Origin of the sequence: Streptomyces sp. WZ-12 (genome assembly GCF_028898845.1) — a bacterium.
GTDB lineage: Bacteria > Actinomycetota > Actinomycetes > Streptomycetales > Streptomycetaceae > Streptomyces.
The window spans coordinates 329,354-352,982 of the sequence record NZ_CP118575.1 but is presented as its reverse complement, the minus strand read 5'-3'; the positions used below and the strand labels follow the sequence as shown (position 1 = coordinate 352,982).

Annotated in this window: 19 protein-coding genes and 5 pseudogenes; 8 read left to right on the top strand and 16 right to left on the bottom strand. The window is 65.7% G+C overall.

From position 1 onward, the window contains the following. The gene (locus tag PV796_RS41805; protein ID WP_274919638.1) at positions 1-402 is read left to right on the top strand and encodes a hypothetical protein; all 402 of its coding nucleotides are present in this window, start codon (positions 1-3) and stop codon (positions 400-402) included. Here the strand turns inward: PV796_RS41805 and PV796_RS41800 are convergent. From PV796_RS41800 to PV796_RS41790, 3 genes are all read right to left on the bottom strand, one after another. Next, positions 381-1,298 carry an IS3 family transposase gene (locus PV796_RS41800; RefSeq protein WP_274919602.1) on the bottom strand — a complete coding sequence of 306 codons (918 nt, stop codon included), beginning with the start codon at positions 1,296-1,298 and terminating at the stop codon, positions 381-383. The two genes, PV796_RS41805 and PV796_RS41800, sit on opposite strands and share 22 nt — an antisense overlap. Beyond that, positions 1,295-1,603, bottom strand: coding sequence for a transposase (locus PV796_RS41795; protein WP_274919483.1), 309 nt, complete (start codon positions 1,601-1,603; stop codon positions 1,295-1,297). The genes PV796_RS41800 and PV796_RS41795 overlap by 4 nt, the downstream gene beginning before the upstream one ends. Before the next feature lie 70 nt (positions 1,604-1,673). After that, on the bottom strand, positions 1,674-2,819 hold the full coding sequence (locus tag PV796_RS41790; RefSeq protein ID WP_274919637.1) for a Fic family protein: 1,146 nt from the start codon (positions 2,817-2,819) through the stop codon (positions 1,674-1,676). Positions 2,820-2,847: 28 nt separating this feature from the next. On the opposite strand from PV796_RS41790, the gene PV796_RS41785 reads away from it, so the two are divergent. Both PV796_RS41785 and PV796_RS41780 read left to right on the top strand, forming a co-directional pair. Next, positions 2,848-2,979 (top strand): hypothetical protein, encoded by a 132-nt coding sequence (locus PV796_RS41785; protein ID WP_274919636.1) that lies wholly within the window; start codon positions 2,848-2,850, stop codon positions 2,977-2,979. 890 nt (positions 2,980-3,869) lie between these two features. Further along, positions 3,870-4,151: pseudogene (locus PV796_RS41780) on the top strand (IS66 family transposase); the annotation flags it as partial. Between the two features lie 52 nt (positions 4,152-4,203). Here PV796_RS41780 and ltrA read toward each other — a convergent pair. From ltrA to PV796_RS41755, 5 genes and pseudogenes are all read right to left on the bottom strand, one after another. Then, the gene (gene ltrA / locus PV796_RS41775) at positions 4,204-5,865 is read right to left on the bottom strand and encodes a group II intron reverse transcriptase/maturase (RefSeq protein WP_342456989.1); all 1,662 of its coding nucleotides are present in this window, start codon (positions 5,863-5,865) and stop codon (positions 4,204-4,206) included. A 114-nt stretch (positions 5,866-5,979) separates the two neighbouring features. Continuing rightward, the gene (locus PV796_RS41770; protein ID WP_274919486.1) at positions 5,980-6,897 is read right to left on the bottom strand and encodes an IS3 family transposase; all 918 of its coding nucleotides are present in this window, start codon (positions 6,895-6,897) and stop codon (positions 5,980-5,982) included. Next, positions 6,894-7,202, bottom strand: a complete 309-nt coding sequence (locus tag PV796_RS41765) for a transposase (RefSeq protein ID WP_274919483.1) — start codon at positions 7,200-7,202, stop codon at positions 6,894-6,896. Before PV796_RS41765 ends, PV796_RS41770 begins: the two co-directional genes overlap by 4 nt. Positions 7,203-7,922: 720 nt before the next feature. Further along, a pseudogene (locus PV796_RS41760) lies at positions 7,923-8,690 on the bottom strand (IS5 family transposase). A 105-nt stretch (positions 8,691-8,795) separates the two neighbouring features. Then, positions 8,796-9,386, bottom strand: a pseudogene (locus PV796_RS41755) (transposase family protein); the annotation flags it as partial. 126 nt (positions 9,387-9,512) lie between these two features. Here PV796_RS41755 and PV796_RS41750 point away from each other — a divergent pair. Further along, complete coding sequence (locus PV796_RS41750) at positions 9,513-10,010, top strand: putative phosphothreonine lyase domain-containing protein (protein ID WP_274919635.1); 498 nt, start codon at positions 9,513-9,515, stop codon at positions 10,008-10,010. A 289-nt stretch (positions 10,011-10,299) separates the two neighbouring features. Here PV796_RS41750 and PV796_RS41745 read toward each other — a convergent pair whose 3' ends face one another. The 4 genes from PV796_RS41745 to PV796_RS41730 all read right to left on the bottom strand — a co-directional run bounded on the left by PV796_RS41745 (position 10,300) and on the right by PV796_RS41730 (position 15,869). After that, entirely contained in the window at positions 10,300-12,876 is a 2,577-nt protein-coding gene (locus tag PV796_RS41745) for a hypothetical protein (protein WP_274919634.1), read from the bottom strand. 226 nt (positions 12,877-13,102) lie between these two features. Then, entirely contained in the window at positions 13,103-13,570 is a 468-nt protein-coding gene (locus PV796_RS41740; protein WP_274919633.1) for a hypothetical protein, read from the bottom strand. A gap of 534 nt (positions 13,571-14,104) precedes the next feature. After that, entirely contained in the window at positions 14,105-14,833 is a 729-nt protein-coding gene (locus PV796_RS41735; RefSeq protein WP_274919632.1) for a hypothetical protein, read from the bottom strand. 106 nt (positions 14,834-14,939) lie between these two features. Further along, a complete protein-coding gene (locus PV796_RS41730; protein ID WP_274919631.1) occupies positions 14,940-15,869 on the bottom strand; it encodes a ParA family protein in 930 nt (309 codons plus the stop codon). A gap of 876 nt (positions 15,870-16,745) precedes the next feature. Here PV796_RS41730 and PV796_RS41725 point away from each other — a divergent pair. Next, positions 16,746-16,901 carry a hypothetical protein gene (locus tag PV796_RS41725; protein ID WP_274919630.1) on the top strand — a complete coding sequence of 52 codons (156 nt, stop codon included), beginning with the start codon at positions 16,746-16,748 and terminating at the stop codon, positions 16,899-16,901. Between the two features lie 232 nt (positions 16,902-17,133). Here PV796_RS41725 and PV796_RS41720 read toward each other — a convergent pair whose 3' ends face one another. From PV796_RS41720 to PV796_RS41705, 4 genes are read right to left on the bottom strand one after another with little or no spacing between them, the layout of a single operon-like run. Beyond that, the gene (locus PV796_RS41720; RefSeq protein ID WP_274919586.1) at positions 17,134-18,048 is read right to left on the bottom strand and encodes an IS3 family transposase; all 915 of its coding nucleotides are present in this window, start codon (positions 18,046-18,048) and stop codon (positions 17,134-17,136) included. Next, positions 18,045-18,362 carry a transposase gene (locus tag PV796_RS41715; RefSeq protein ID WP_274919585.1) on the bottom strand — a complete coding sequence of 106 codons (318 nt, stop codon included), beginning with the start codon at positions 18,360-18,362 and terminating at the stop codon, positions 18,045-18,047. The genes PV796_RS41720 and PV796_RS41715 overlap by 4 nt, the downstream gene beginning before the upstream one ends. 17 nt (positions 18,363-18,379) lie before the next feature. Beyond that, positions 18,380-19,039: an IS3 family transposase gene (locus tag PV796_RS41710; RefSeq protein ID WP_274919629.1), complete on the bottom strand. Its 660-nt coding sequence runs from the start codon at positions 19,037-19,039 to the stop codon at positions 18,380-18,382. Further along, the gene (locus PV796_RS41705) at positions 19,036-19,344 is read right to left on the bottom strand and encodes a transposase (protein ID WP_274919483.1); all 309 of its coding nucleotides are present in this window, start codon (positions 19,342-19,344) and stop codon (positions 19,036-19,038) included. The genes PV796_RS41710 and PV796_RS41705 overlap by 4 nt, the downstream gene beginning before the upstream one ends. Before the next feature lie 1,989 nt (positions 19,345-21,333). Between PV796_RS41705 and PV796_RS42620 the strand changes: the two are divergent. The 3 genes and pseudogenes from PV796_RS42620 to PV796_RS41695 form a co-directional block, all read left to right on the top strand. Next, positions 21,334-22,205, top strand: a pseudogene (locus PV796_RS42620) (ISAs1 family transposase); the annotation flags it as partial. 30 nt (positions 22,206-22,235) lie between these two features. Next, positions 22,236-22,361 (top strand): hypothetical protein, encoded by a 126-nt coding sequence (locus PV796_RS42140; RefSeq protein WP_342456995.1) that lies wholly within the window; start codon positions 22,236-22,238, stop codon positions 22,359-22,361. A 24-nt stretch (positions 22,362-22,385) separates the two neighbouring features. Further along, a pseudogene (locus PV796_RS41695) lies at positions 22,386-23,078 on the top strand (transposase family protein); the annotation flags it as partial. Between the last annotated feature and the right edge of the window lie 551 nt (positions 23,079-23,629).

Here is a 23,629-nt window from a genome sequence, read left to right as displayed (position 1 = left end):
ATGGAAAACGCTCAGTGGGTCTCCGCCCTCACCCAGGGCGACCCGACTGAGCCCAACATCGCCGACAGCGCCGCAGGCGCGTGTTGGCTCGACTTCGAGCATGCCGGGCGAAACATCCTGGCCGGTGAGATCGCCAACTTCCTGTGGTACCTGCTCGCACTCGGCGGCTGGCTCGTCCCCACCTACCAGCCGGACGTCTACACCCGCACCCTGTCACTGCACCTGCCCGCGGCCGCCACCCCCACCGTCGAACACGTAGAGCTGTCCGTCCGGCACCGTCGCCTGGACCTGCACTACACCTGGCCCACCGGCCCAGGCCGCCACACCGCCCTCACCCGGCTCCTAGTACTGAGGTTCCCCCGTCGTTCGGGAGGCGCTGATCAGCTGGTCAGGAGGGGTTGACGGGGTTTCAGGTTCGCTCGTTCGGCCGTTGCCTGCTCGGCGTAGTACTTCTCCTCGAATTCGATCGGGCTGGGGAAGCCGAGTCGTTCCTGGGTGCGGCGGGAGTTATAGAAGCCGTCTGTGTACTCGAAGAGCGCGAGGTTCGCCTCGGCACGTGTGGCGAAGACGCGGCCGCGCACGCACTCGGTCTTGATCAGCATCCACAGGTTCTCCGCGAGGGCGTTGTCGTGGCTGTCCCCGACGGAGCCCATGGACGCGTCAACTCCTGCCCGCAGCAGGCGAGTTGTGAGCTTGATGGATGTGTACTGACAGCCGTGGTCGGCATGGTGGATGAGCTTGCCGGGCTCGACCTCGCGGGACGCGAGGGCGTACTCCAGCGTGGTCAGGACCAGGTCGGCGTCCGCGCGGGCGGAGGTCTCCCAGGCCACCACCCGGCGGGAGAACGCGTCCCGGATCGCCGACAGCCACAGCGGGCCCTCGCCGGTCGAGATCATCGTCAGGTCGGTGACCCACAGCCGGTTCGGCGCCGGTGCGGTGAAGTCCCGGTTGACCAGGTCCGGGGCGAGTGTGGCCTTCGGATCCCGGCGCGTGAAGCCTGTGCGGCGCGGGCTGATGCCCGCCAGGTCGGCCTCGCGCATCAGGCGCTCGACCCGCTTGCGGCCCACGCGTGTGCCCTCGCGTTTCAGCACGGCATGCACGCGCGGAGAGCCGTAGATCCCGCCGGACTCGGTGTGGATCTCCTTGATCCGCTCGGTCAGCTCGACGTCGCGACGCCGCCGCTCGCACGGCTGCTTCTCGGCGCGGCGCCAGCGGTAGTAGGTGGAGGAGGCGATGTGCAGTTCCCGCAGGACGCACTCGACTCCCAGGTCAGGGTGCTCGTCGAGGAGCCCCGTCACCTGGGCCGGGTCGGGTCGAGTTGCGCCGCGAAAAAAGCCGAGGCCGTCCGCAGAACTTCGTTCGCGCGCTTGAGCTGGGCGTTCTCCTTGCGAAGCGCGGCGAGTTCGACGCGTTCGTCGCTGGTCAGCCGGTCGTCCCGCTCGCCGGCATCGGCCTCGGCCTGCCGGATCCAGCCGCGCAGGGCCTCGGGATGCACGCCGAGCTCGATAGCCAGTCGCTTGATCTGGGGCTTCGGGTCGGAGGTCCGGTACATCCGCACCGCACGCTCGCGCAACTCCAGCGAGTACTTCCTGGGGGCAGCCATGGTCGATGTTCCTCTCATGAGAACCATCTGACCCTCTGTCACCATCCTCCGCATCTCGGGGGAACCTCAGTCAGTTGCGCTGGTAGGGGTCGGCGAACGGCTCCAGGGACTGGCGGACCGCCTGCTGGGCTGCTTCCAGGCGCGGGCCGGGGCCGTAGTGGCGGGCGCGGGCCTGGCCGTGCGGGGTCAGCCAGCCGATGCGGACCAGGTCGCGGATGTCGCGGATGGCCTGCTGGTCGGAGAGGTCGGCGTCCTGCTGGTAGACGGTGCGGCGGACCTTCGAGCCCCAGAAGGCAGGCAGCAGGGCGTAGACGACGCGTTCGTCCAAGCCGTCGGCGGTGGCGGTCTCGCCCAGGTGGATCCAGGCGCGGGCGAGCAGGTCGGTGCGGCGCTGGGCCTGCTGGGCTTGGCGGTGGTGGGCGCCGAGGCAGAACCGGATCCACGGATGCGTGTCGCGCTCGGGACTCCAGCGCGGGCCGCCGACCTGCTGGAGGACTTGGTAGTAGGCGTAGGTGTTCTGCCCGCGGCCCAGCCACTCCTCGATGCTGGAGAATTCCGGCGGCAGCATCTGCTCGGCCTCACGGGCGAAGACCAGCGTGGACACGGCGCGGGACATGCGCCCGTTCCCCTCCTTCCACGGGTGGACGTTGACCAGGTTCAGGTGCGCCATCGACGCCCGCATATGCACGGGCGCGTTCAGGTCGCCGTCGTTGAGCCAGTCGATCAGCTCCGCCATCAACCCCGGAACGTGTTCGGAGTCGGGGGCGGTGTAGGCGGGCACGAGCGGGTCGTCGGGGCTGGTGACATAGACCGGTCCATCCCGCCAGCGGCCCGGGCGCTTGTCCAGGTGGTGTCCCTGGAGCATGAAGTGCAGGCCGCCCAGCAGGCCCGCGTCATACCGGAAGTCCGGCCCGGCATCGGCCAGAGTCTGGATGAAGGTCATCGCCCGCTGGTAGCCCTCCAGCTCCACCCGGGTGCGGTCAGCGGTTTCCAGTGGCTCCTCGCCGGCCATCAGCGCCTCGACGTCGTCCACGGTCGCGGCGTAGCCCTCGATCGTGTTCGATCCCGCGATCGCCCGCGCCGTCAGGTTTCGCCGCAGTTGCCCCGACCACCGCGGCTGCGTACGCAGCTGATGCCGCAGCGTGTGCCGCATCTCCTCGATCTCCGTCAGGACGCGGTGGTCGTCGGCGTCCAGCGCCGGAGTCTCGTACAACATGACTCAACAACACCATGACTGCATCATCATGTCAAAGTGCCGAATTGGCGCCTCGCAGGGCGCACACGCGTGGATCGAGAGCGGCAGCATCATCGTCGGCCAGAGCGAGACCGACCGCGTCTGGCCCTACGTCGCTGCGCTCCAGGTCGCAGCGGCCTGACGCCGCCGAGCAAGACCATCCGCCCGTTCGCACCCCGCGCCCCTTGTGTCTGCCAGACCGGGGCAACTCCAGAAAGAGGTTCAGTCAATGGCGCTTGCGGGCACAGCCCCGACGATCACGAAGCATCAACGCCTCCGTGATCGGGAGCCATGCCCGCACCATCGCATCACCTACCGAAGGACGCACTTACAGGGCTTGTGGTCGCGGTTCTTCACTACTACGACCGTCTGTTTTTGATTAAATCCCATGCCGCCATGTCCGTTCTTCGCGTGCACGTTGTCTCGCCCGTGCCCGAAGTCACGGTCGTTGTCCGGGACGCTCCCGTAGTCACGGTCGTTGTCCGGGACGCTCCCGTAGTCACGGTCGTTGTCCGGGACGCTCCCGTAGTCATGGTCGTTGTCTCGCCCGTGCCCGAAGTCACGGTCGCACGCATTGGGACGGCATCCCATGGTCATGGACCTGATGGCGCTGGTGAGCTCGCTCGCGTGGGGCGCCGCGACAGCTGGCACAGCAATAGCCCCGGAAGTCAGAACACAAACACCCAAAATAACAGCACTGATCAATGAACGCATGGATCGTCTCCCATGTGACAGTTTTTGGTCTGCTCTACGACGGTCAGCTTGCCCAGTCTTAGGTGAAATTGCAGGTTGAATCATCCGATAAGAGGAGAAATTCCCTCAGTTGCTACTTGGATAGTGAGACATGTAACCAGAATGGAGCAGGTAACTGGATGGGTCGTCGGTGCTCGGTTTGATCTTGATGCCGGGTTTGATGTTGTCTGGGGGTTGTACCTGTCGATGACCGCTTGCTGTCGTATGAGGAGCTCGCCGCCCTGGTGGTAGAGCTGCGGGCGGAGTTGGCGGTGGCGCGGCGCTTCGAAGGCCGAGGCCAAGCACCACGCCCTCTTCAAGCGCCTGCACCGCCGCTGGGACGACTACCTGCGCTGGACACACGACCCGGCCCTGCCCTTCGACAACAACCCCGCCGAACAGACCATCCACATGGCGGAACTCAGGATCAAGGTCTCCGGTTGCCTCCGCACCCTGCGAGGAGCCCGCGACTTCGCGACGATCCGAACCTACCTCGCCACCGCCCACCGCCACGGCCAGAGAACCCTCGACGTCCTCATCACCGCCATGCGCGGCAGCCCCTGGACACCCGCCACACCCTGACGCCCGGACCCGCAAGCCACCCGGAGATCAACGACGCCCAGGACCTATCCAGTTACTCCGATTCGAAGGGGATGTGTTGGGTCGGGGACGGGACGCCGTGCACCGTTCCCGGTGTCGGTTTTCCCATCCCCGCCCGCCGAACCGGACGTGCCCGTTGGCCGAGCATCCGGCTCTCCACGTGATCCGATGAGTCAGGCGAGGTATTCGCTGACCTGGCCGACGAAGGCCACATCGTCGTGGCTGGTCCGGCGGAACGCGCCCCGTCCGGATTGACCTCGTCGATGTTGTGGCGCGTGCTGATCTTCGCTCCGCGGAAGCGGTAACGCTCGACCCGCATCTTCGCCGGGTTGTAGAGGACGAGCCCGCCCTCAGCGATGCGGTCCGCCCCGTAGTAGCGGCGGCGCAACTGTTTCCAGGTCACATGGGGATGCTTGTAGCGAATCCAATGGATCAGTCTCCACCACGCGTACCAGCCGAGGTATGAGAACGTCTTCTTGGATGCGCCGTAGCGGAAATAGGCAGCCCATCCCCGAAGGACCGGGTTGACCGTCCGCAACACCTCCTCCAACGAGAGCGATGTCGTGCTCCGCCCCGTCAGTTTCTTGATCTTGTGCATCACCGACGCCAAGGCTTGCTTGGACGGAATGGTGAGCACGACACGACGACCGTCACCCCAGGCTCTCCGCTGGATGTGGAATCCGAGGAAAACGAATCCGTCGCCGATGTGGGTGATGTGGGTCTTCTCGACCGAGAGAGTCATCTTCAGCCTTCTGGCCAGCAGCTCGCCGATCTCCGCTTTAAGCGCTTCGGCCTCTGACCTCGTCCCGTGCACGAGCACGATGAAGTCGTCGGCGTAACGCACGAGCCGGAAGTTCGGCCGCCCCATCCGGCGCCAGTATTGCCGACGCCAGGGCGGGGTCATCTCCGTGTCCCAGATCCGCGAGAAATGCCGGTCCAGGACCGAGAGATAGATGTTGGCCAGCAGCGGGGAGGCGACTCCTCCTTGCGGAGTGCCCGTGAGGGTCTCCGCGAATCCGCCGTGCATCTCGACAACCCCAGCCCGCAGAAATGCGCTGACCAGCCGCAGGACCTTGCGGTCCTTGACGCGCTCGGCCACCAGGTCCATCAGGGCGTGATGGTCGACGTTGTCGAAGCAAGCCTTGATGTCGCCCTCGATGACCCACTCGTAGGTCGACGGCTTGCAGGTGAAGTGGTGAATCTCGGCGATGGCATCCTGAGCTCGACGACCAGGCCGATACCCGTAACTGGACGGGTAGAAATCGACCTCGAAGATCGGCTCCAGAATCAGCTTGAGCGCCATCTGCGCGACACGATCACGCAGGGTCGGGATACCCAGGTAACGGACTTTGCCGTTCTTCTTGGGAATCACTGCCTGCTTGACCGGCAATGCGGTGAAGGAGCCGTCCTTTAGTGAGGAGCGAAGCTCCTCCAGGAACGGAATAACTCCCTGGCGTTCTTCGACGTGGTAGCGGGTGACCGCGTCCACGCCTGCTGTCCTGGCACCCCGGTTGCCAGCCACCCGCTCCCAGGCCACTACCAAAGTGGCCCGGTCGCAGATCAAGTTGAATACATCATCGAACCGGCGGTCCGGTTCATTCCTTGCCCATCGGTGCAGCTTGATCTGGTGATCGAGTACCCGCCGCTCGGCCGTCATACTCCCCGGCCAAGTTGTCGACGGCGCGTCGTTATTCAACAACGTTCCTCCCCGACAGCAGTCCTGCTGCCATCACGCTGTCGCCCTTCCCCATGTGACCGGCTTTCCCGGACTCCTAGTACTGAGGTTCCCCCGTCGTTCGGGAGGCGCTGATCAGCTGGTCAGGAGGGGTTGACGGGGTTTCAGGTTCGCTCGTTCGGCCGTTGCCTGCTCGGCGTAGTACTTCTCCTCGAATTCGATCGGGCTGAGGAAGCCGAGTCGTTCCTGGGTGCGGCGGGAGTTATAGAAGCCGTCTGTGTACTCGAAGAGCGCGAGGTTCGCCTCGGCACGTGTGGCGAAGACGCGGCCGCGCACGCACTCGGTCTTGATCAGCATCCACAGGTTCTCCGCGAGGGCGTTGTCGTGGCTGTCCCCGACGGAGCCCATGGACGCGTCAACTCCTGCCCGCAGCAGGCGAGTTGTGAGCTTGATGGATGTGTACTGACAGCCGTGGTCGGCATGGTGGATGAGCTTGCCGGGCTCGACCTCGCGGGACGCGAGGGCGTACTCCAGCGTGGTCAGGACCAGGTCGGCGTCCGCGCGGGCGGAGGTCTCCCAGGCCACCACCCGGCGGGAGAACGCGTCCCGGATCGCCGACAGCCACAGCGGGCCCTCGCCGGTCGAGATCATCGTCAGGTCGGTGACCCACAGCCGGTTCGGCGCCGGTGCGGTGAAGTCCCGGTTGACCAGGTCCGGGGCGAGTGTGGCCTTCGGATCCCGGCGCGTGAAGCCTGTGCGGCGCGGGCTGATGCCCGCCAGGTCGGCCTCGCGCATCAGGCGCTCGACCCGCTTGCGGCCCACGCGTGTGCCCTCGCGTTTCAGCACGGCATGCACGCGCGGAGAGCCGTAGATCCCGCCGGACTCGGTGTGGATCTCCTTGATCCGCTCGGTCAGCTCGACGTCGCGACGCCGCCGCTCGCACGGCTGCTTCTCGGCGCGGCGCCAGCGGTAGTAGGTGGAGGAGGCGATGTGCAGTTCCCGCAGGACGCACTCGACTCCCAGGTCAGGGTGCTCGTCGAGGAGCCCCGTCACCTGGGCCGGGTCGGGTCGAGTTGCGCCGCGAAAAAAGCCGAGGCCGTCCGCAGAACTTCGTTCGCGCGCTTGAGCTGGGCGTTCTCCTTGCGAAGCGCGGCGAGTTCGACGCGTTCGTCGCTGGTCAGCCGGTCGTCCCGCTCGCCGGCATCGGCCTCGGCCTGCCGGATCCAGCCGCGCAGGGCCTCGGGATGCACGCCGAGCTCGATAGCCAGTCGCTTGATCTGGGGCTTCGGGTCGGAGGTCCGGTACATCCGCACCGCACGCTCGCGCAACTCCAGCGAGTACTTCCTGGGGGCAGCCATGGTCGATGTTCCTCTCATGAGAACCATCTGACCCTCTGTCACCATCTTCCGCATCTCGGGGGAACCTCAATGGGGCAGGTCGGCTGCTCGGACTTGGGCGATCCAGCGCAGGTTGCGTCCGGTGTCAATGGCCACGAATTGGCCCCCGGTGGCGGTCAGCAGAACCCGTGCACTGGCGGACACAAGAATTCGCGGTCGCTGACCTGCACCGCTGACCTTCGACAATGAAGTTAGTCGACTGCGGGTTCGTGGCCTGGGCGGACTTTGTTGGTTGGCAAGGAAGCCCCGCAGTGTGGGCATCGAGGCGCCCGGTTCTGGACGTAGAGCCTGATAGTGCCGTATGAGATCGAGGTCTCGTGCTCATCCATGAGCTTCACCCAGATGTCTCTGGGGCGGCTGTGACCGGATTCGATCATGGAGTCGATGAGGTGTTGGACGGGATCGATGACGGTCGGTCGACGGGGCTGAGGTTTGCGGGGACGGGGTTCGAGGCCGTCAAGGGCGGCCCGGACGGTTCGCCAAGTGACGTTGTGCCGTCTGACAGTGAGGATGTAGATGGCATCGCCCGGAGGTCTGACTCTCCGTCTGACTGACGCTTCGGCTGTCCTTTGCTGGAACCGTCGGGCCCGCCGGGCGATGCTGCTGCGCACGTGGCCGGTCGGGCGTCTGTGACTTCATAGGAGCCCGGCCAAAGGTCCCATCACTGAGCGTTTTCCATCCTCACTCTGGGCTGGTCAATTGGAGGGTGAGGACGGTCTGGACGAGTTTGGTGATCCGAGTGGTCGAGCACCGCAGTTTGCGAAGAAGGCGCCAGGTCTTGAGGGTTGCGATGGCCTGCTCGACGAGCGCTCGGATCTTCGCGTGGGACCGGTTCACCGCCTTCTGGCCTGCGGAAAGGGTCTCCCATCGGCCCCAGTACGGGATGCGGATGGTGCCGCCGGCACCCCGGTAGCCTTTGTCTGCCAAGCACTTGATCCCGACCTCGGCCAAGGCGTCGACGATGCCGTGTTCACGGGCTGCGCGGACATCGTGGACAGCGCCAGGCAGCGCGGGTGAGGCCCACAGCAGCCGACCGAAGGGGTCAGCGAGGACCTGCACGTTCATCCCGTGTTTCTTGTGCTTGCCGGAGTAGAACGGGCGGTCCGCGGCAATGCGGTCGATCGGCAGGAGCGTGCCGTCCAGGATCAGATATGCCTTCACCGACGCGGTGCGCACCGCGTCGGTGAAGGCTGGGGGCGAGGATGGTCAGGAGCTCGACAGTCTCGGTGACGTAGCGCGGTAGGCCGTCGTGGTTCCGACGCCGAACCCTGCCGCGAGCTGGGCATACGTGTGGCCCACTTTCAGGTGGGCGAGAGTGAGCAGGGCCTGGCGGCCAGCGCTCAGGCGCCGCCAACGCGAGCCGATTTCGTGGCGATGCCGTCGCAACTGCTGGGTGAGGAAGCGCAGGGCAGAGCTGGACACGTCGACGCCCGACGGGTAAACAAGCACGTGAAGCCTCTGGCGGAGCCGGTTCTCTTGGTCGAAAACCCATCTACCAGGGGCCTCACCATGTTGTCAGCCCAACTGCCGGACCGGAACGTCAGGTTGGAAAGGGCTCACTGTCAACTCGCGGCCGCTGTGCTGTTTGAACGGTGTGTATACGGTTCCGCCGGCTCCTACGTATGCCTTGTCCGCCAAGGTCGGGATCTTCAATCGCTGACACACTGTGATGATGTGGTGGGTCCGCGCCGCGGTGATGTCCACTGTTCGGCCGGGCAGTGCGGGCGAGTACCAGAGCACCTCGCCGGTTGGATCGGTGACGGCTTGGATGTTCACTCCGTGGCGTCTGGCCTTGCCGGAGTAGTCTGCTCGGCTATCTCCGACGCGGTTGCATTCGGCGATCGTGCCGTCCACCAGGACGTACTCGGGCTTGGCTTTGCGAAGCGCTCGGGTCAGGGACGGAGCCTTGGTGGCGAGGAGCTCCGTCACACTGTGTACGTAGGCGTGGGCGGTGGCTTCGCTGATCTGGAAGCCTGCGGCGATCTTGGCGAGGGTGGTGTGCTCGCGCAGGTAGACCAGCGCTACCAGGGCTCGTCCTGACGGACGAAGCTTGCAGTGGCGGTCACCCTCCTGGGTGACGATGAGCATGGTGACCCACTCCACGAGTGCGTGCAGTAGGTCCAGTACGCAAGGATAGGTAACCAACGAGGCCCTCTGACTGACGAGTTGAGACGTGAGACATCTCGCTCAACAGTCCGAGGGCCTCGCCTGTTACGGGTTTCGCTTCGTCACCCGATCAGTGGCCGGGCTGAAGAAGCTCAATGAGGCACCGTGACCGCTGACCCGCCCGCCGTCCGAGCCGGCTTGGAGGAGCTGAACAGCTTGGGATGGATCGACCGCGTCCGCGCGCCCGACGACGCCAACGAGGACTTCGACGAGTTCGGCAACGAGGTCACCGGGAAGTGGATGCCCAAGGAGCTCACGCCGGAGCTGTGGGAGCGAATCCGCAGCGCCACGATTGAGGGGGACCTCGGCATCGGGGCCAAGGTGCTGAAGGACCACAGCAGGGCCTGCGTCTACACACGCGACTACCGCGATCTCGACGACCTGCGCCGGATCCTCACGGAGCTGCGGGACATCGGTGCCCGGGGCTGGATCGACTACAAACGCGACTGCGACACGCAGCGCGAGCTGTACGGCCGCGGTGCGGCGTATTCGTGCTCACCGCCGGGGACCGTGGACATCAAGGTTCCCAGGTGGTCGGTCGGCCGGGAGATGGATCGCGAGGCCGTGGTCGACGCGGACAACCTACGCCGTACGAGCCGGTGACGCCGAAGGACCGGGGCTGGCGTCAACGGTCGAGCCGGCTCCGATTGTCGACATCGAGGAGGACGAGCCGCCGAGGTGGAACCGCGGGGTGGCGGGGAAGGTGCACGCCAAGATGATGACCGCGGAGCCGGGCCGATGCCGGCGGCCGCGCACGTCGAGGCAAACGTGGCCGGCCCCGCGATCACGTGCAGGACGTCCTGGTAGGCGGTGAGTACGTCCTCAAGGTCCACGAGGGGCCGGAGCGGCCCAGGAGGGGCACGGCGTTCTCCATCTGGTCGGTCACTGCTCATCAACGGCCGCTCGTAGCGAGAGTGCAGGTCGGTTGGATCAGGGATCGGAGCCGGGCTGTGGCCAAGACGTACGGGTCCGACTCCTCCGGGCTGGAAGGAACCCGACGCTGATCGCGCACCGCTGCCAGGCGGGTCGCCAGCATGTGTTCGGCGGTCCGCCGTCGTGCAGCTCGGGCAGCCGCGTGGGCGTTGGCTCGGGCGTCCTCGTCGGAGGCGCACAGGTGACGGCGCCGCATCTGAGCCGCGAAGGCGGACTTGGCTTCGGCTTCGGCCTCCGCGCTACGGGACAGCCCGGAGATGGCGGAGCTCCGGTACTCGACTGCCGCCACTTCAGCGGTCAACTTCTGTGCCAGCGTTACCGTTTCATCGGTAGCGCCGTGCGCCTGCTGTTGCACCGCCGCGGCCTGGTCGACCTCGGCGCGGATGTCGCTCTCCACCCAGGTGGCGATCTCCGGCCATTCGGAGGGGTCGTCGGGAGCCGTCCATGCCGTGACGACGTCCACCGCGGTGGCCACTGCGCGGTCGGCGGCCTGGAGGTTCGCGCAGGGTTGGCACAGGCCGTCTGATGCCGTCCGCCCGCACACAGCGCAGGGCCGTGCACGCCGTTCGGCCACGGCCGCCTCGGTTCGGGCCCACTCTTCAGCTGCGCGGGCTTCCCGAGCAGCCCGTTGTGCGGCCTGGTGGGCGAGTTCGGCCATCCGACGCTCGACGTGGGCGGTGTGCGCCTGGCGGAGCCGGTCGTCGAAGAGTTCCTTGCGCTGCCACCGCAGGGGCGGTAGGTGAGGTTCGCTGGCCAGTTCGGCGGCAACGGTGTGCCGCAGCGCCACGCGATCGGCGTGGAGCAGTCGGCAGGCATCACAGTGGGCTCGGGTGTCCATGCGCCGTCCGTCGTCACACCGCTGGTCGCAGCATTCTGACCGGCGAGGAAGGCCCCGCCCGACGAACCAACCCACCGGGTCAGTGATCGGAGTCGTGCTCTGCTCGCGAAGCCGCCGGCGCAGCCGCTCCGCAAGGAGCTGCGCAGCTGGCTCGGGCCCGAACGTACCGCTCAACCGGGCGAGTTCCACGCGGATCGCGCGAAGAACACGCCGCCGGGCGCCACGGCGATCCAACCGGCCCCAGACGGCCTCCGCGGGCCTAAGGACCTGCTCCAGCTCTCGCGGCACCGTTGCCCACACCTTCGGAGGGCCACCCGACGCGTGCAGCCAGCTCGCCAACACCTCACGTGAAGCGGGCTGCCTACCGCCGTAGGGATCACTGTTGGGTTGTTCCCCGCGCAGCGGGCGCCCCCCAGCTTCGCAAGCACCTTCACCGGAGGCGGAGTCCTGGAGTTGAACCTCGCCCGCGCCCGCGCGTCCCCGCTGGTCGTCGCAACCCAAAACGGCGGAGCCGGAAAAACCATCATGACCACCCGCACCAGACCCACAGAGATTAGCTACCGGTGCGTGGTGGGCGTGGAGCTCGGCAGGACGAGAACCGGTCCCCGCGCCCTCAAAACCCGCCCTGCCCTGCGGAGATGACGGCTCGACAGGTTCCTGATCCCTGAATGCACTCTCCGGTTCGCTAGCCAGGACTTCATCGAAACTCTCCTGGGCCCACCCCTCACCGGCCAGCACCAGCTCCACGTCGTTGTCAGCGCCCCCATCCTGCGCGCACCGCGGGCATCCGCCCTGCTGTTCAACAGGAGGTTCGACAGGTGGCGCATCGTCGTGCTTCTCCGGCGACATCGTGCGGGTTCGCGCGTACGACGCGGCGACAGCAGGAATGCGCAGCCGATCCCGACCAACTGACCCGAACTCGACCACACCAAGCGCCGCCAGACGGTCAACTACCGCTACCGCGGCACTCATCGGACAGTCCAGCAGCCGCGCCACCGTCGCGTCAGCTCGATCGAAGCCCTCCGCGACGCGTCCAGGCGCCATGCGGACCCGCCCGTCAGGGCGAGCGTTGAGGACGAGAAGGACCATGGCCAGCCGGTCCGTTGCAGCATCGGACCCCCGCCGTACAGCCATGAACCCCGCGGGCGTTGCCGGCTTGTCCACCGGCTCCCAGCCCGGACACGTCACCGCCTCGCACATCCTCAGCAGCGTCGCCAGATCGCGCTGGGTGAGCAGAGCCATCGGGTGTGGTGTGCCCGCCGCGCGGGCTTCCCGCAGCGGAAGCAGGTCGAGCTCGATGGCCTTGGTGTGCCGGGTCACCAGGTCGCGGACCTTCTTGCTGGTGACCGCACCAGCCTTCTTCAACGCGGGGATGACCGTGTGCCCCACGTGGGAGACGGAGTACCCCAGCCAGCCGGCCAGGTCCTGGTACGTGATGCGTACGCGAGACGAAGTCGCCGGCGCCTTGGCCAACAGCACCACCGAGGCCAGGCGCACCGCATCAAGGGCACCAACAAGTCGCGGGTCATTGAGAAGTGCGTGCACGGCGGCGGAGAGCGCACTGCGCATCGAACGGGTCAGTTGTAGGGACTCCCCCACCGAGAACTCTCGGGCCCGGCCGAACGCGTCGGAATGCGTCGAGCCGAGACGCGTTGGGGTCTGCTGGGCCGGCTGACGATTCAGACCACCATCAGGCATGACTGAGCCAGCCCTCTGACGGGTAGCTATGATGTGCTCCTGTCGAGGAGGTACGAGGGCAACACCCATCGCCAACCGGCACACCGCCTGGGGAGGTAGGGAAGCCGGTCGCGCGACGTCATTCAGTTACAGATGCGGGTGGCGTTCACCTCCTCGACAGAACAGGCCCGGGATTGCTGTGTCCCGGGCCAAGTGCGTCTACCTGCTGCAGTTGCCGAAGCAGATGTCAGGCCGCAGAACGGGGCTGGGTCCGGCTGGTGCGGGCTGCCGTCTTCCGGCGCGGTTCGCGCTTTGGGATGCGTGCGAGGAGCGATGGCAACTCGTCGATCCAGCGCCCGATTGGGAGGCGTAGAGCGACTTGAGCGTCGAGCAAAGACGGTTCGTGCCCATCAGCAGCAACAGACTCAAGAGCAGCTCGTTCCGTGCGTCTGTGTGCAACCCGCACGGAGTCCTGCATGATCCAAAGGGTCGTTTCAGGGGTGGTCTTGGGATCTGTGACGGCGTCTCGGGCTGCGTGCAAGGCGGAGAGCTGCCAGGTGTCGATCTCGTGCTTCCTGGAGCGCTGGCGCGGTCGGTCGGGCCACACGAACTGCGAGATGAGTCGGTAGACCTTGATGACGATCACATCAGCCTCAAAGTGCTGCTCCGGCAATACGCCGTTCTGTACCGCTCGGTAGACCCAATTGCTGTCCACGCCGGCGGCGACGGCAACAGCGTTCGCGCTAAGGCGCCCTGACGACATCGATGCTCCCGAAAGAAGATCAACCTGGCGGCGCCAGCATACCTGAATTCGTGGATTTATTCCCCTGTCAGGGGCATAGATGCGTAGCGAGGTCTGCGCGGTGAGGGATGCGACAGTAGGGGGACGGTAGAGGCTGTAGGTGGGTGTGTCGATCGCAATACAGGCATGGCTGAGGGTGCAGACATCGGTAGCAATAAGGAAGCGCTAGAGGGCATACAGATCGGCATATCCGCAGCTCACAATGGGTGTGACGGCAGATGCCCCCTGCCTCGCGGGACTGCGTTCGAGGCGAGGCGTGCACGCGTGAATTGAGGTTGGGGCGCGGACCGACCTCGTGGTGAATGGCCCGTTGGCAGCAGCCATTAGGTGTCGCTAAGCCCAAAAAAGTGCCGAATGATGGCTTCTGGCGCGCTTCTTCCCCGGCATGTCGCGAGTGCGCGAGAGGGCGACCTTCGCTGGGTCGCCCTCTCGGTGTGCAGAACGCTCTTACATGAGCGGCTTAGCGGGTGGCTTGGGCATCGGACCCTCGTCCTTCAAGTCGCGAAGCAATTGGAGGACGAGGGCGCAGATCGCATCCTTGCCCTTACGGTTGTAGTCCGCCGCATCCAGCAACTCCAGGATCTCGCCGAAGTTGCTGATCGCCTCGGGGCTGAGACTCAGCGTGCTCTTCTTGCCCTTCGGAAGCCCCTCCAACTCAACCTGCAGCCCGTCGGCCATCTTGACGAGCTTGTCCTGGTCCAGTGGCGCAGTACGCAGGGCAGCGTCCAGGTAGTGGCCGAGCGTAAGTTCGGAACGTCCAGTGGCCTTCCGATCCGCCTGGACGCGCGACTTTAGGAGTCGCCACAAGTCTGGAATCAGGTTCACACCATGGCTATCCCACGTGCGGGAGTGAACCCTTGAGTTGATGAAGCTCTTCCAGACTTCCCGCTGCACGCGGCCGTATTCCGGTGCTGGCGGGGCCTGCGTCGATCGCTTGGAAGGCGAAGTGCCGACCTTCCTTCCCGCTCCTTCCCTGGCAGCGCCCCTTTTCTTAGGGGGTGTTGCCGTCGCCGGTTCGGGCTCCGGCTCGAACTTGGGCTCGGCGAGCGGGGAGGGCGCTGTGGGGGCGGCGGGTGTGGCCGGAACAGCTTGAACCTCGACGGATGCTCCGGATTGAGTCCCAGCGCCTTGACCGAGAAACGAGCTGGCAGCGACCTCATCGGCATTGGACAGCAACTCGGCGGCTGCTGCCGCACGGTCAGCACTCCCCCGCCTTCTCGGCCTTCGGGGCCTAAGTGAGGCGAAGTCGCCGGTGAGGTCGGTGTCCCGCCGGCTGGTTGCCTCAGACACTGGATGCCTCCTTGGTTTGCTGCGCGGGCACGGAGGCAGCTTCGGCAGCGTCCAGCATCTCGTCGGCGCTCTGAGCGATCTCCCAGCCCTCCTCAGGGGCGTCCATCCTGTCCAACACCTCCTGCAGAAACTGTGCGTAGCGCTTTCCCGGAGCCGCCCGGGCGAACCCCAGCACCGCAGGCAACCCCTTGGAGTAGCTGCCGGAAATCCGGGAGTCCTCGCGGATCTCGGTTACGAAAGGCAGGAGGTTTGCGTCGACCATCTGGTTACGAACATTGATCTCCTCCGTGCTCCAATCTCCCATCGGCTTCGCCATGTTGAGGACTGCACCGAGGTACTTGGGATCAGCAAGGCCACGAGTGCGGTCCTTGACGTGCCTGATGGTCGAACGCATGGTGACAGCGCCCTCAACGGTGGCGCCCTTCGGCATGCACAGAGTGAGGGCGTAGTCGCTCGCAGCCAGAGCAACGCCATTTAGAGATTGAACGGCTGGCGGAGTGTCAAATACGGCGAAATCGTATTCGTCCTCGAACTCCTGCAGCAGCTCGCGGAGAACGTGCACCTTCTCAACACCAGCCGCATGCAGAATGTGCTGCGCGTTAGTCATCGTGGCCTGCTCGGACGCCAGAAGGTGAAGGGTGCCCTTCGCCTTGCGGGCCTGGAGAAGGTCGGAGCGGTCGATGATGATGCTGCGCAGAGTCGAGGGGACACCTTGAGCGAGCTGCTGCAGAGGCAGGGCCAGTGACTTCGCGATGTCCCCGCCCTTGAGCCGCACTCCAAGGGCTACGCCAGCTTGGGCCTGCGGCTCGATGTCGGCCACCAGGACGCGGAACCCCGCGAGAGCAAGCCCCGCAGCGAGGTTGACCGTCGTCGTGGTCTTGCCTGGGCCACCCTTCTGGCTTGCAACGGCGATCTTCTCCACGGACAACTCTCTTCCTACCAGCGGCCAACCTCATGGTTGGTCAGCGCGTGACATCGCTCGGTATGGGCGAAAGGACGCTACTTGCACCTCGGCGACGGGGGGCAAACTATGCCCCTGTCAGGGGTATGTCTGGTGTGACTTTAACAGCCTCAGTGTGGCTTGAGGGGTTCCGACGCGGCATTGGGTTGACAAATCCGAAATCAGTCTCCTGGCGCAGGCGCAGGGCGAAGACGTGGCTGGATCGAAGCCGCGGTGGGCTGATCGACCAAACGGTGCATCTGTCGGAGGCGAAGGCGCTCTGAACAGGCAGAGGCATTAACGGTGGAACACCGGTGACGAGTTGGGGCGGAGCGACGGTGCGAAGAACCTGCTGGTTGGCGGTCGAGGGCAGACTCGACGGGTCATTTGGACACGGAAGGCGGTTGGTCGTAGTGCCTTCAGGCAGACCGGCAGACCGGCAGACCGGCAGACCGGCAGACCGGCAGACCGGCAGACCGGCAGGTGGGGAGGTGGGTGCTCCGATCCTTGTCGAGGACGATAGTTGTGGGGGAAAAATGTCGATCGCTATGTCGGGAAGACGTTGAGTAGTGCGTTCGGCATGTCGGTCAGTGCAGATAAAGGCGGTTGCATAGATGGATCGGGACCTGCTTAGGGAGACCTATCGGTAGGCATCAAGTTTGGAGGTAATGGCTGGAGGTGGCGTGTGCGGATGGTCGAACGTACGGAACGTATGTCGATAACTAGAAGGTTGGTTCTTCAGGAGGAAAGGAAGACGGGAGTCAAGTAAGGATCGATGGTGTGTAGCTCCGGCAGGAGGTAGCTGGGAGTTTAAGAAGTTCAGTCGGAGTGGGCGAGGTTGGCTAGTTCGATCGATGGGTGAGTGGCACTCAAGTAAGCAATGAGGAAAGCGATGAAGGCAGTATTCAAGGAGCGAATGAAGGTAGTCATGAGGATAGGTATAAGGATGCAGCCATAGATATAGGTCAAGTTGCAGCTAAGGATATTTATAAGGGGATGTTAATAGATAGCTGAATGGCGATATATTAAGAGATCGCAAAAGCAATATACATCGGTATGCGTGAGGGTTCAATCATCGGCATTGTTATGGATATAAGTGCAGGTCAGAGGCTCTGTAGAGGTTTGATCCATGCTTGTTGAAGGTTCGTTGGGGTTGATCTGCTATCGGTAATCGCCTGCGTATCGCTGTGCGTCAACATTCGTCCCCTTGGCTGGTGTCAATCCCCTGGAAACGTGGAGGACTTCCTTATGCTGCTCGGTCTTCCTGGTGCGCCCGCATCCGGGCTTCGGTGATCGTCCGTTCGAACTCCACCGGGGGCAGTCCGCCGGCGGCGCTGTGCCTGCGGCGGGTGTTGAAGAAGTCCGTGATCCATGTGGCGATCTTCAGTCGGGCCCCGGCACGGGTGGCGAAGCGGTGCCGGTGGATGTATTCGACCTTGATCGAGGAGTGGAAGGATTCGGCGGCCGCGTTGTCCAGGGCCGAGCCCACGCGCCCCATGGACTGCACCACACCCAGCCGGTCACACAGGCTGTTGTACGTCTCGCTGGTGTATTCCGACCCGCGGTCCGAGTGGAAGATCACGCCGTCCACGGCGCCACCCCGTGTCGCGGCGGCCATCTGCAGCGACACGCTGACCAGGGCTGCATCGTGCCGCTCACCCATCGCGTAGCCGAGCACCCGGCGCGAGAACGCGTCATGGACGGAGGAGAGGTAGAGCTTGCCCTCGCCCGTTTCGATCTCCGTCATATCGCCCCACCACAACACGTCCGGGGCGATCGCGTCGAAGCGACGAAGCACCAGGTCACGGGCTGCTTTCCGCTTGCCCTGACGGGTCAGGTTCTTCCGTCGGCGCGGGGGTTTGCGGCCCTGGAGCCCGAGCTCGGCCAGCACCTGGGCGACAGTGTTCACCGAGACCTGCCAGCCCTCGGCCCACAGGTCCAGCGTGATCCTCGGCGAACCGTACGTATTCCCCGACGCGTTGAAGAAGTGGGTGACCCTCTCGGCCAAAGCCGCGCGTCTGACCTCGCGTTTCGTCGGTTCCGACGGACGGCGGCACCACTTGTAGAACCAGGACTCGGACACCCCGAGCGCTCGGCAAGACACGGCGTGCGGGACGTGGTGCTCGGTCCGCTGGCCGGCGATGAAGCCCGCAACCGTCACTTCGTCGCCTCCTTCACCCAGAGGACCACGGAACGCTTGAGGACATCACGCTCCATCCCGATCTCGCTGTTCTCCTTGCGCAACTGCCGGTTCTCCTCACGCAGCCGGCGCAGTTCCCCGCGTTCGGACTCGTTCAGACCGCCCGATGCTTCCGCGGCCGCGCGGACCTTGGCCCGGTGGACCCAGGTCTGCAGCGTGCCCTCGTGCACGCCCAGGTCCCGCGCAACCTCTGCGGCCGGCTTCCCGGTCTCCAGCACGATCCGCACCGCACCCTCACGAAACGGCGCGTCATACGACCGTCGCTTCCCACCCATGATCCTCAACTTCCCCTTCAGCCACGCCTCCACACTACGAGGGGAAGGTCACGCAGCAGGCGAGTTGTGAGCTTGATGGATGTGTACTGACAGCCGTGGTCGGCATGGTGGATGAGCTTGCCGGGCTCGACCTCGCGGGACGCGAGGGCGTACTCCAGCGTGGTCAGGACCAGGTCGGCGTCCGCGCGGGCGGAGGTCTCCCAGGCCACCACCCGGCGGGAGAACGCGTCCCGGATCGCCGACAGCCACAGCGGGCCCTCGCCGGTCGAGATCATCGTCAGGTCGGTGACCCACAGCCGGTTCGGCGCCGGTGCGGTGAAGTCCCGGTTGACCAGGTCCGGGGCGAGTGTGGCCTTCGGATCCCGGCGCGTGAAGCCTGTGCGGCGCGGGCTGATGCCCGCCAGGTCGGCCTCGCGCATCAGGCGCTCGACCCGCTTGCGGCCCACGCGTGTGCCCTCGCGTTTCAGCACGGCATGCACGCGCGGAGAGCCGTAGATCCCGCCGGACTCGGTGTGGATCTCCTTGATCCGCTCGGTCAGCTCGACGTCGCGACGCCGCCGCTCGCACGGCTGCTTCTCGGCGCGGCGCCAGCGGTAGTAGGTGGAGGAGGCGATGTGCAGTTCCCGCAGGACGCACTCGACTCCCAGGTCAGGGTGCTCGTCGAGGAGCCCCGTCACCTGGGCCGGGTCGGGTCGAGTTGCGCCGCGAAAAAAGCCGAGGCCGTCCGCAGAACTTCGTTCGCGCGCTTGAGCTGGGCGTTCTCCTTGCGAAGCGCGGCGAGTTCGACGCGTTCGTCGCTGGTCAGCCGGTCGTCCCGCTCGCCGGCATCGGCCTCGGCCTGCCGGATCCAGCCGCGCAGGGCCTCGGGATGCACGCCGAGCTCGATAGCCAGTCGCTTGATCTGGGGCTTCGGGTCGGAGGTCCGGTACATCCGCACCGCACGCTCGCGCAACTCCAGCGAGTACTTCCTGGGGGCAGCCATGGTCGATGTTCCTCTCATGAGAACCATCTGACCCTCTGTCACCATCCTCCGCATCTCGGGGGAACCTCACCCGCGAGTCGGCCTTCAGATGCCGGTGCAACGCCGCCACGTTCCCGCCCGCCTGCGCCAGCACCTCCCACGCCTGGTCGGACAACTCCAGCCGCGCCCGGGGCCTGCGCTCCACACGGCCCTCCGTCCGCGCCGCCTCCAGCCAGCGCCACACCGTGCGCACATTCACCCCGCCGACCCGAGCGCCCGCACACACATGCGCCGTCGTCAACGCCCCGGTCGCATCCAGCTCTAGCACTTCCTGGGTGCTTAGCCTGAAGTGAGTACTCACGGCCCTCGAAGGAGGTACGCCTGGGTCTCATGGGCAGGAGTTGGAGGACTGCTCCGGCGGAACGGTCTGCCTCAGTTAAATACCGTGACTAGCAGGGCCACAGCCACCGTCACGGCGGAAAGCGCGACTGCCGCCATCCGCCAGGTTGCCCTCACCCGGAGCAGGGTGGGGTATCTCCGAGCGCGCGGTGCCGCCGTGGTGGTATCGAACCAGTACGAGTCCAGCTGGGCCGCGTACTGCACGAAATCACGAGAAGAGTCATCCATGGCTCGGATAACGAGCCACCAGGCGGAACGGAACGGTCCAAAACACCCAGCGTCAGTGCGATGCGCCGTATAGATACTCACGGTCTCGCACTGTCGGGAAAGGCTGCGGGGAAGGGCCCGAAACCTGTTCAGACATCTCATCGACCCACAGAGCGTCCGCGACACCCAGGGTGATCAGGCCGTCCGTGCGACCGGGTATGACACGCTCTGCCAAACCGACAGGCTAACGGCCCACAACGCGGCAACGGGCCGCTGGTGTGAGCTTGCTCGTTGCGGACGCCGCCAGCCATGGTGACGGCCAGGGGAGGCTCTGAACAGCCGGCGGCGCCCTGGCTGAGTCTGGCACCTGAACATGCGTCACTGTTAGTGCCGCGCCGTGATACTGGCGGGGGAGAGTCTTGGGGTTTTACGGCCCCGACCGCCGGCCGAGGCGTCGGGGCCGACCGCACTGTGAGAAGCGGTGCTCTCTCCAACGAGTGCACCAGGAAGGCGTCACAGCGGTTTAGGTCAATCGAGCTACCCGATCCGCCGAGAGGCTGCACCTGCTAAAGGGGTTCCGGTGACTGCCGCGTTACTGCTGGCTGAGGGTGTACGAGGGTGGAGAAGACGGCCATGCAGGGGGCGCAGTGCGCTTCGGTGAGCGTGGTTGCTGCGGTAGGGCTGGGGGGTATGAGGCTCAGGGCGTATCCGCACAGGGTGGTGGGGGCGCTGTGGGAGATGATGTGCCATAGAACGTCTGGGCTGCCGGGGAATGCGGGGGCGCAACACATTTCGTACACGGCGGCTGCCTTCCCGTGCTGCCCGCTCCGTCTCCGGTGGTGCGCTGAGACGTGGCGGGCCCTGTTCGAGGGCCTTGCGGCCTAGCCGTGGCTCCATGCAACCCCTGCGTGCCCATACAGGCGATCCCGATGACCCAAACGGGTGAACGCGTGCGGGTCCGGTGCGTCTACTACCGTCGGCGTACCCGGACTACCGCGGAGCCCGACAACGAATACGTTGTCGGCAACCACTCCACTCCACGTAGGCAAGACGTCGGACAGCCACCCGCCATATCTCCGAAGCGCCGCGCGCCCACCATCCGGACTAAGCCCGGAGGGTGGCGCGGGAGGAATTGTCAATACTTGTGGGTCAGGGCTTCGGCAAAGTTGTGGTTGAGGGGTGTTTGTGCAGGTGGGCTGGCATGAAGGTCGGTGATCATGTGGGTTGTTGAGGCTCACGTGATCGAAGGGGACGTCCATGCCCGCTTGTACGACATCGTTGCATCCCGCTCTGGAGAGGCTGCACCGGGCGGGGTGTTCGTCGTCGGGGGCGGGGCTGCGGGAGTGGTTCGAAGGGATACCGGATCCCCGCGCCTCGCGCGGGGTGCGGCATGCGCTCGTGGTGGTGCTGGTGATCGCGGCGTGCGCGGTCCTGGCCGGCGCGAGGTCCCTGTCCGCGATCGGCGAGTGGGCAGCCGACCTGCCCCAGCACATTCTTGAGACCTTGGACGCGCGCTGCCGCCCGGCGGGCGGGCTGCGGATCGCGCCGAGCGAGTCGACCATCCGCCGGACCCTGCAAGCGGTGGACGGGCAGGCGTTTGACCAGGCCGTATGCGGATGGCTCGCCGAACGGAACACCCCTGCTTCACCCAGGGCGGCAACGCGGCAGGCCGTCGCGGTGGACGGCAAGACCCTGCGCGGAGCGCAGACCGGGGACGGACAGCCCCACCTGATGGCCGCCCTCGACCACGACAGCGGCATCGTTCTCGCCCAGGTCGACGTCGACGGGAAGACGAACGAAATCACCCGGTTCCAACCCCTGCTCGACCCACTTGGCCTGGCCGGGAAGGTCATCACCGCCGACGCCCTGCACACCCAGCGCGAACACGCCCGCTACCTCGTCGAGGACAAGAACGCCGACTACGTCCTGACGGTGAAGCAGAACCAGCCGAGGCTGTTCGCCCAGCTCAGCGCGCTGCCCTGGGCGGATGTCCCCGGCTGAACCGGGGCCACGGCCGCCGCGAACACCGCGCCGTCCTCGCCCTCACCGTCCCGGCAGGCCTCCACTTCCCCTACGCTGCCCAGGCGTTCCGGATCCGGCGCACCGTCCGCCGTCTCGACGGACAGCCGAAACACACCGAAACGGTTTACGGCATCACCAGCCTGGAAGCGCACCGGGCCGGCCCCGCCCACCTCGGCGCCTACGCCCGCGGGCACTGGGGCATCGAGAACCGCCTCCACTGGGTCCGGGACGTCACCTTCGACGAGGACCGCTCACAGATCCGCACCGGCAACGGCCCCCGCGCCATGGCCACCCTCCGCAACCTCGCCACCAGCACCTGCCGCCTGGCCGGAGCCGCCAACATCGCCCGGACCCTACGCGCCAACGCCCGCGACCACACCCGCCCGTTGACCATGCTCGGCCTCATCTGAACGACTTTGCCGAGACCCTGGCATCGCCACGAAATCGGCTCGCGTTGGCGGCGCCTGAGCGCTGGCCGCCAGGCCCTGCTCACTCTCGCCCACCTGAAAGTGGGCCACACGTATGCCCAGCTCGCGGCAGGGTTCGGCGTCGGAACCACGACGGCCTACCGCGCTACGTCACCGAGACTGTCGAGCTCCTGACCATCCTCGCCCCCAGCCTTCACCGACGCGGTGCGCACCGCGTCGGTGAAGGCATATCTGATCCTGGACGGCACGCTCCTGCCGATCGACCGCATTGCCGCGGACCGCCCGTTCTACTCCGGCAAGCACAAGAAACACGGGATGAACGTGCAGGTCCTCGCTGACCCCTTCGGTCGGCTGCTGTGGGCCTCACCCGCGCTGCCTGGCGCTGTCCACGATGTCCGCGCAGCCCGTGAACACGGCATCGTCGACGCCTTGGCCGAGGTCGGGATCAAGTGCTTGGCAGACAAAGGCTACCGGGGTGCCGGCGGCACCATCCGCATCCCGTACTGGGGCCGATGGGAGACCCTTTCCGCAGGCCAGAAGGCGGTGAACCGGTCCCACGCGAAGATCCGAGCGCTCGTCGAGCAGGCCATCGCAACCCTCAAGACCTGGCGCCTTCTTCGCAAACTGCGGTGCTCGACCACTCGGATCACCAAACTCGTCCAGACCGTCCTCACCCTCCAATTGACCAGCCCAGAGTGAGGATGGAAAACGCTCAGTGATGGGACCTTTGGCCGGGCTCCTATGAAGTCACAGACGCCCGACCGGCCACGTGCGCAGCAGCATCGCCCGGCGGGCCCGACGGTTCCAGCAAAGGACAGCCGAAGCGTCAGTCAGACGGAGAGTCAGACCTCCGGGCGATGCCATCTACATCCTCACTGTCAGACGGCACAACGTCACTTGGCGAACCGTCCGGGCCGCCCTTGACGGCCTCGAACCCCGTCCCCGCAAACCTCAGCCCCGTCGACCGACCGTCATCGATCCCGTCCAACACCTCATCGACTCCATGATCGAATCCGGTCACAGCCGCCCCAGAGACATCTGGGTGAAGCTCATGGATGAGCACGAGACCTCGATCTCATACGGCACTATCAGGCTCTACGTCCAGAACCGGGCGCCTCGATGCCCACACTGCGGGGCTTCCTTGCCAACCAACAAAGTCCGCCCAGGCCACGAACCCGCAGTCGACTAACTTCATTGTCGAAGGTCAGCGGTGCAGGTCAGCGACCGCGAATTCTTGTGTCCGCCAGTGC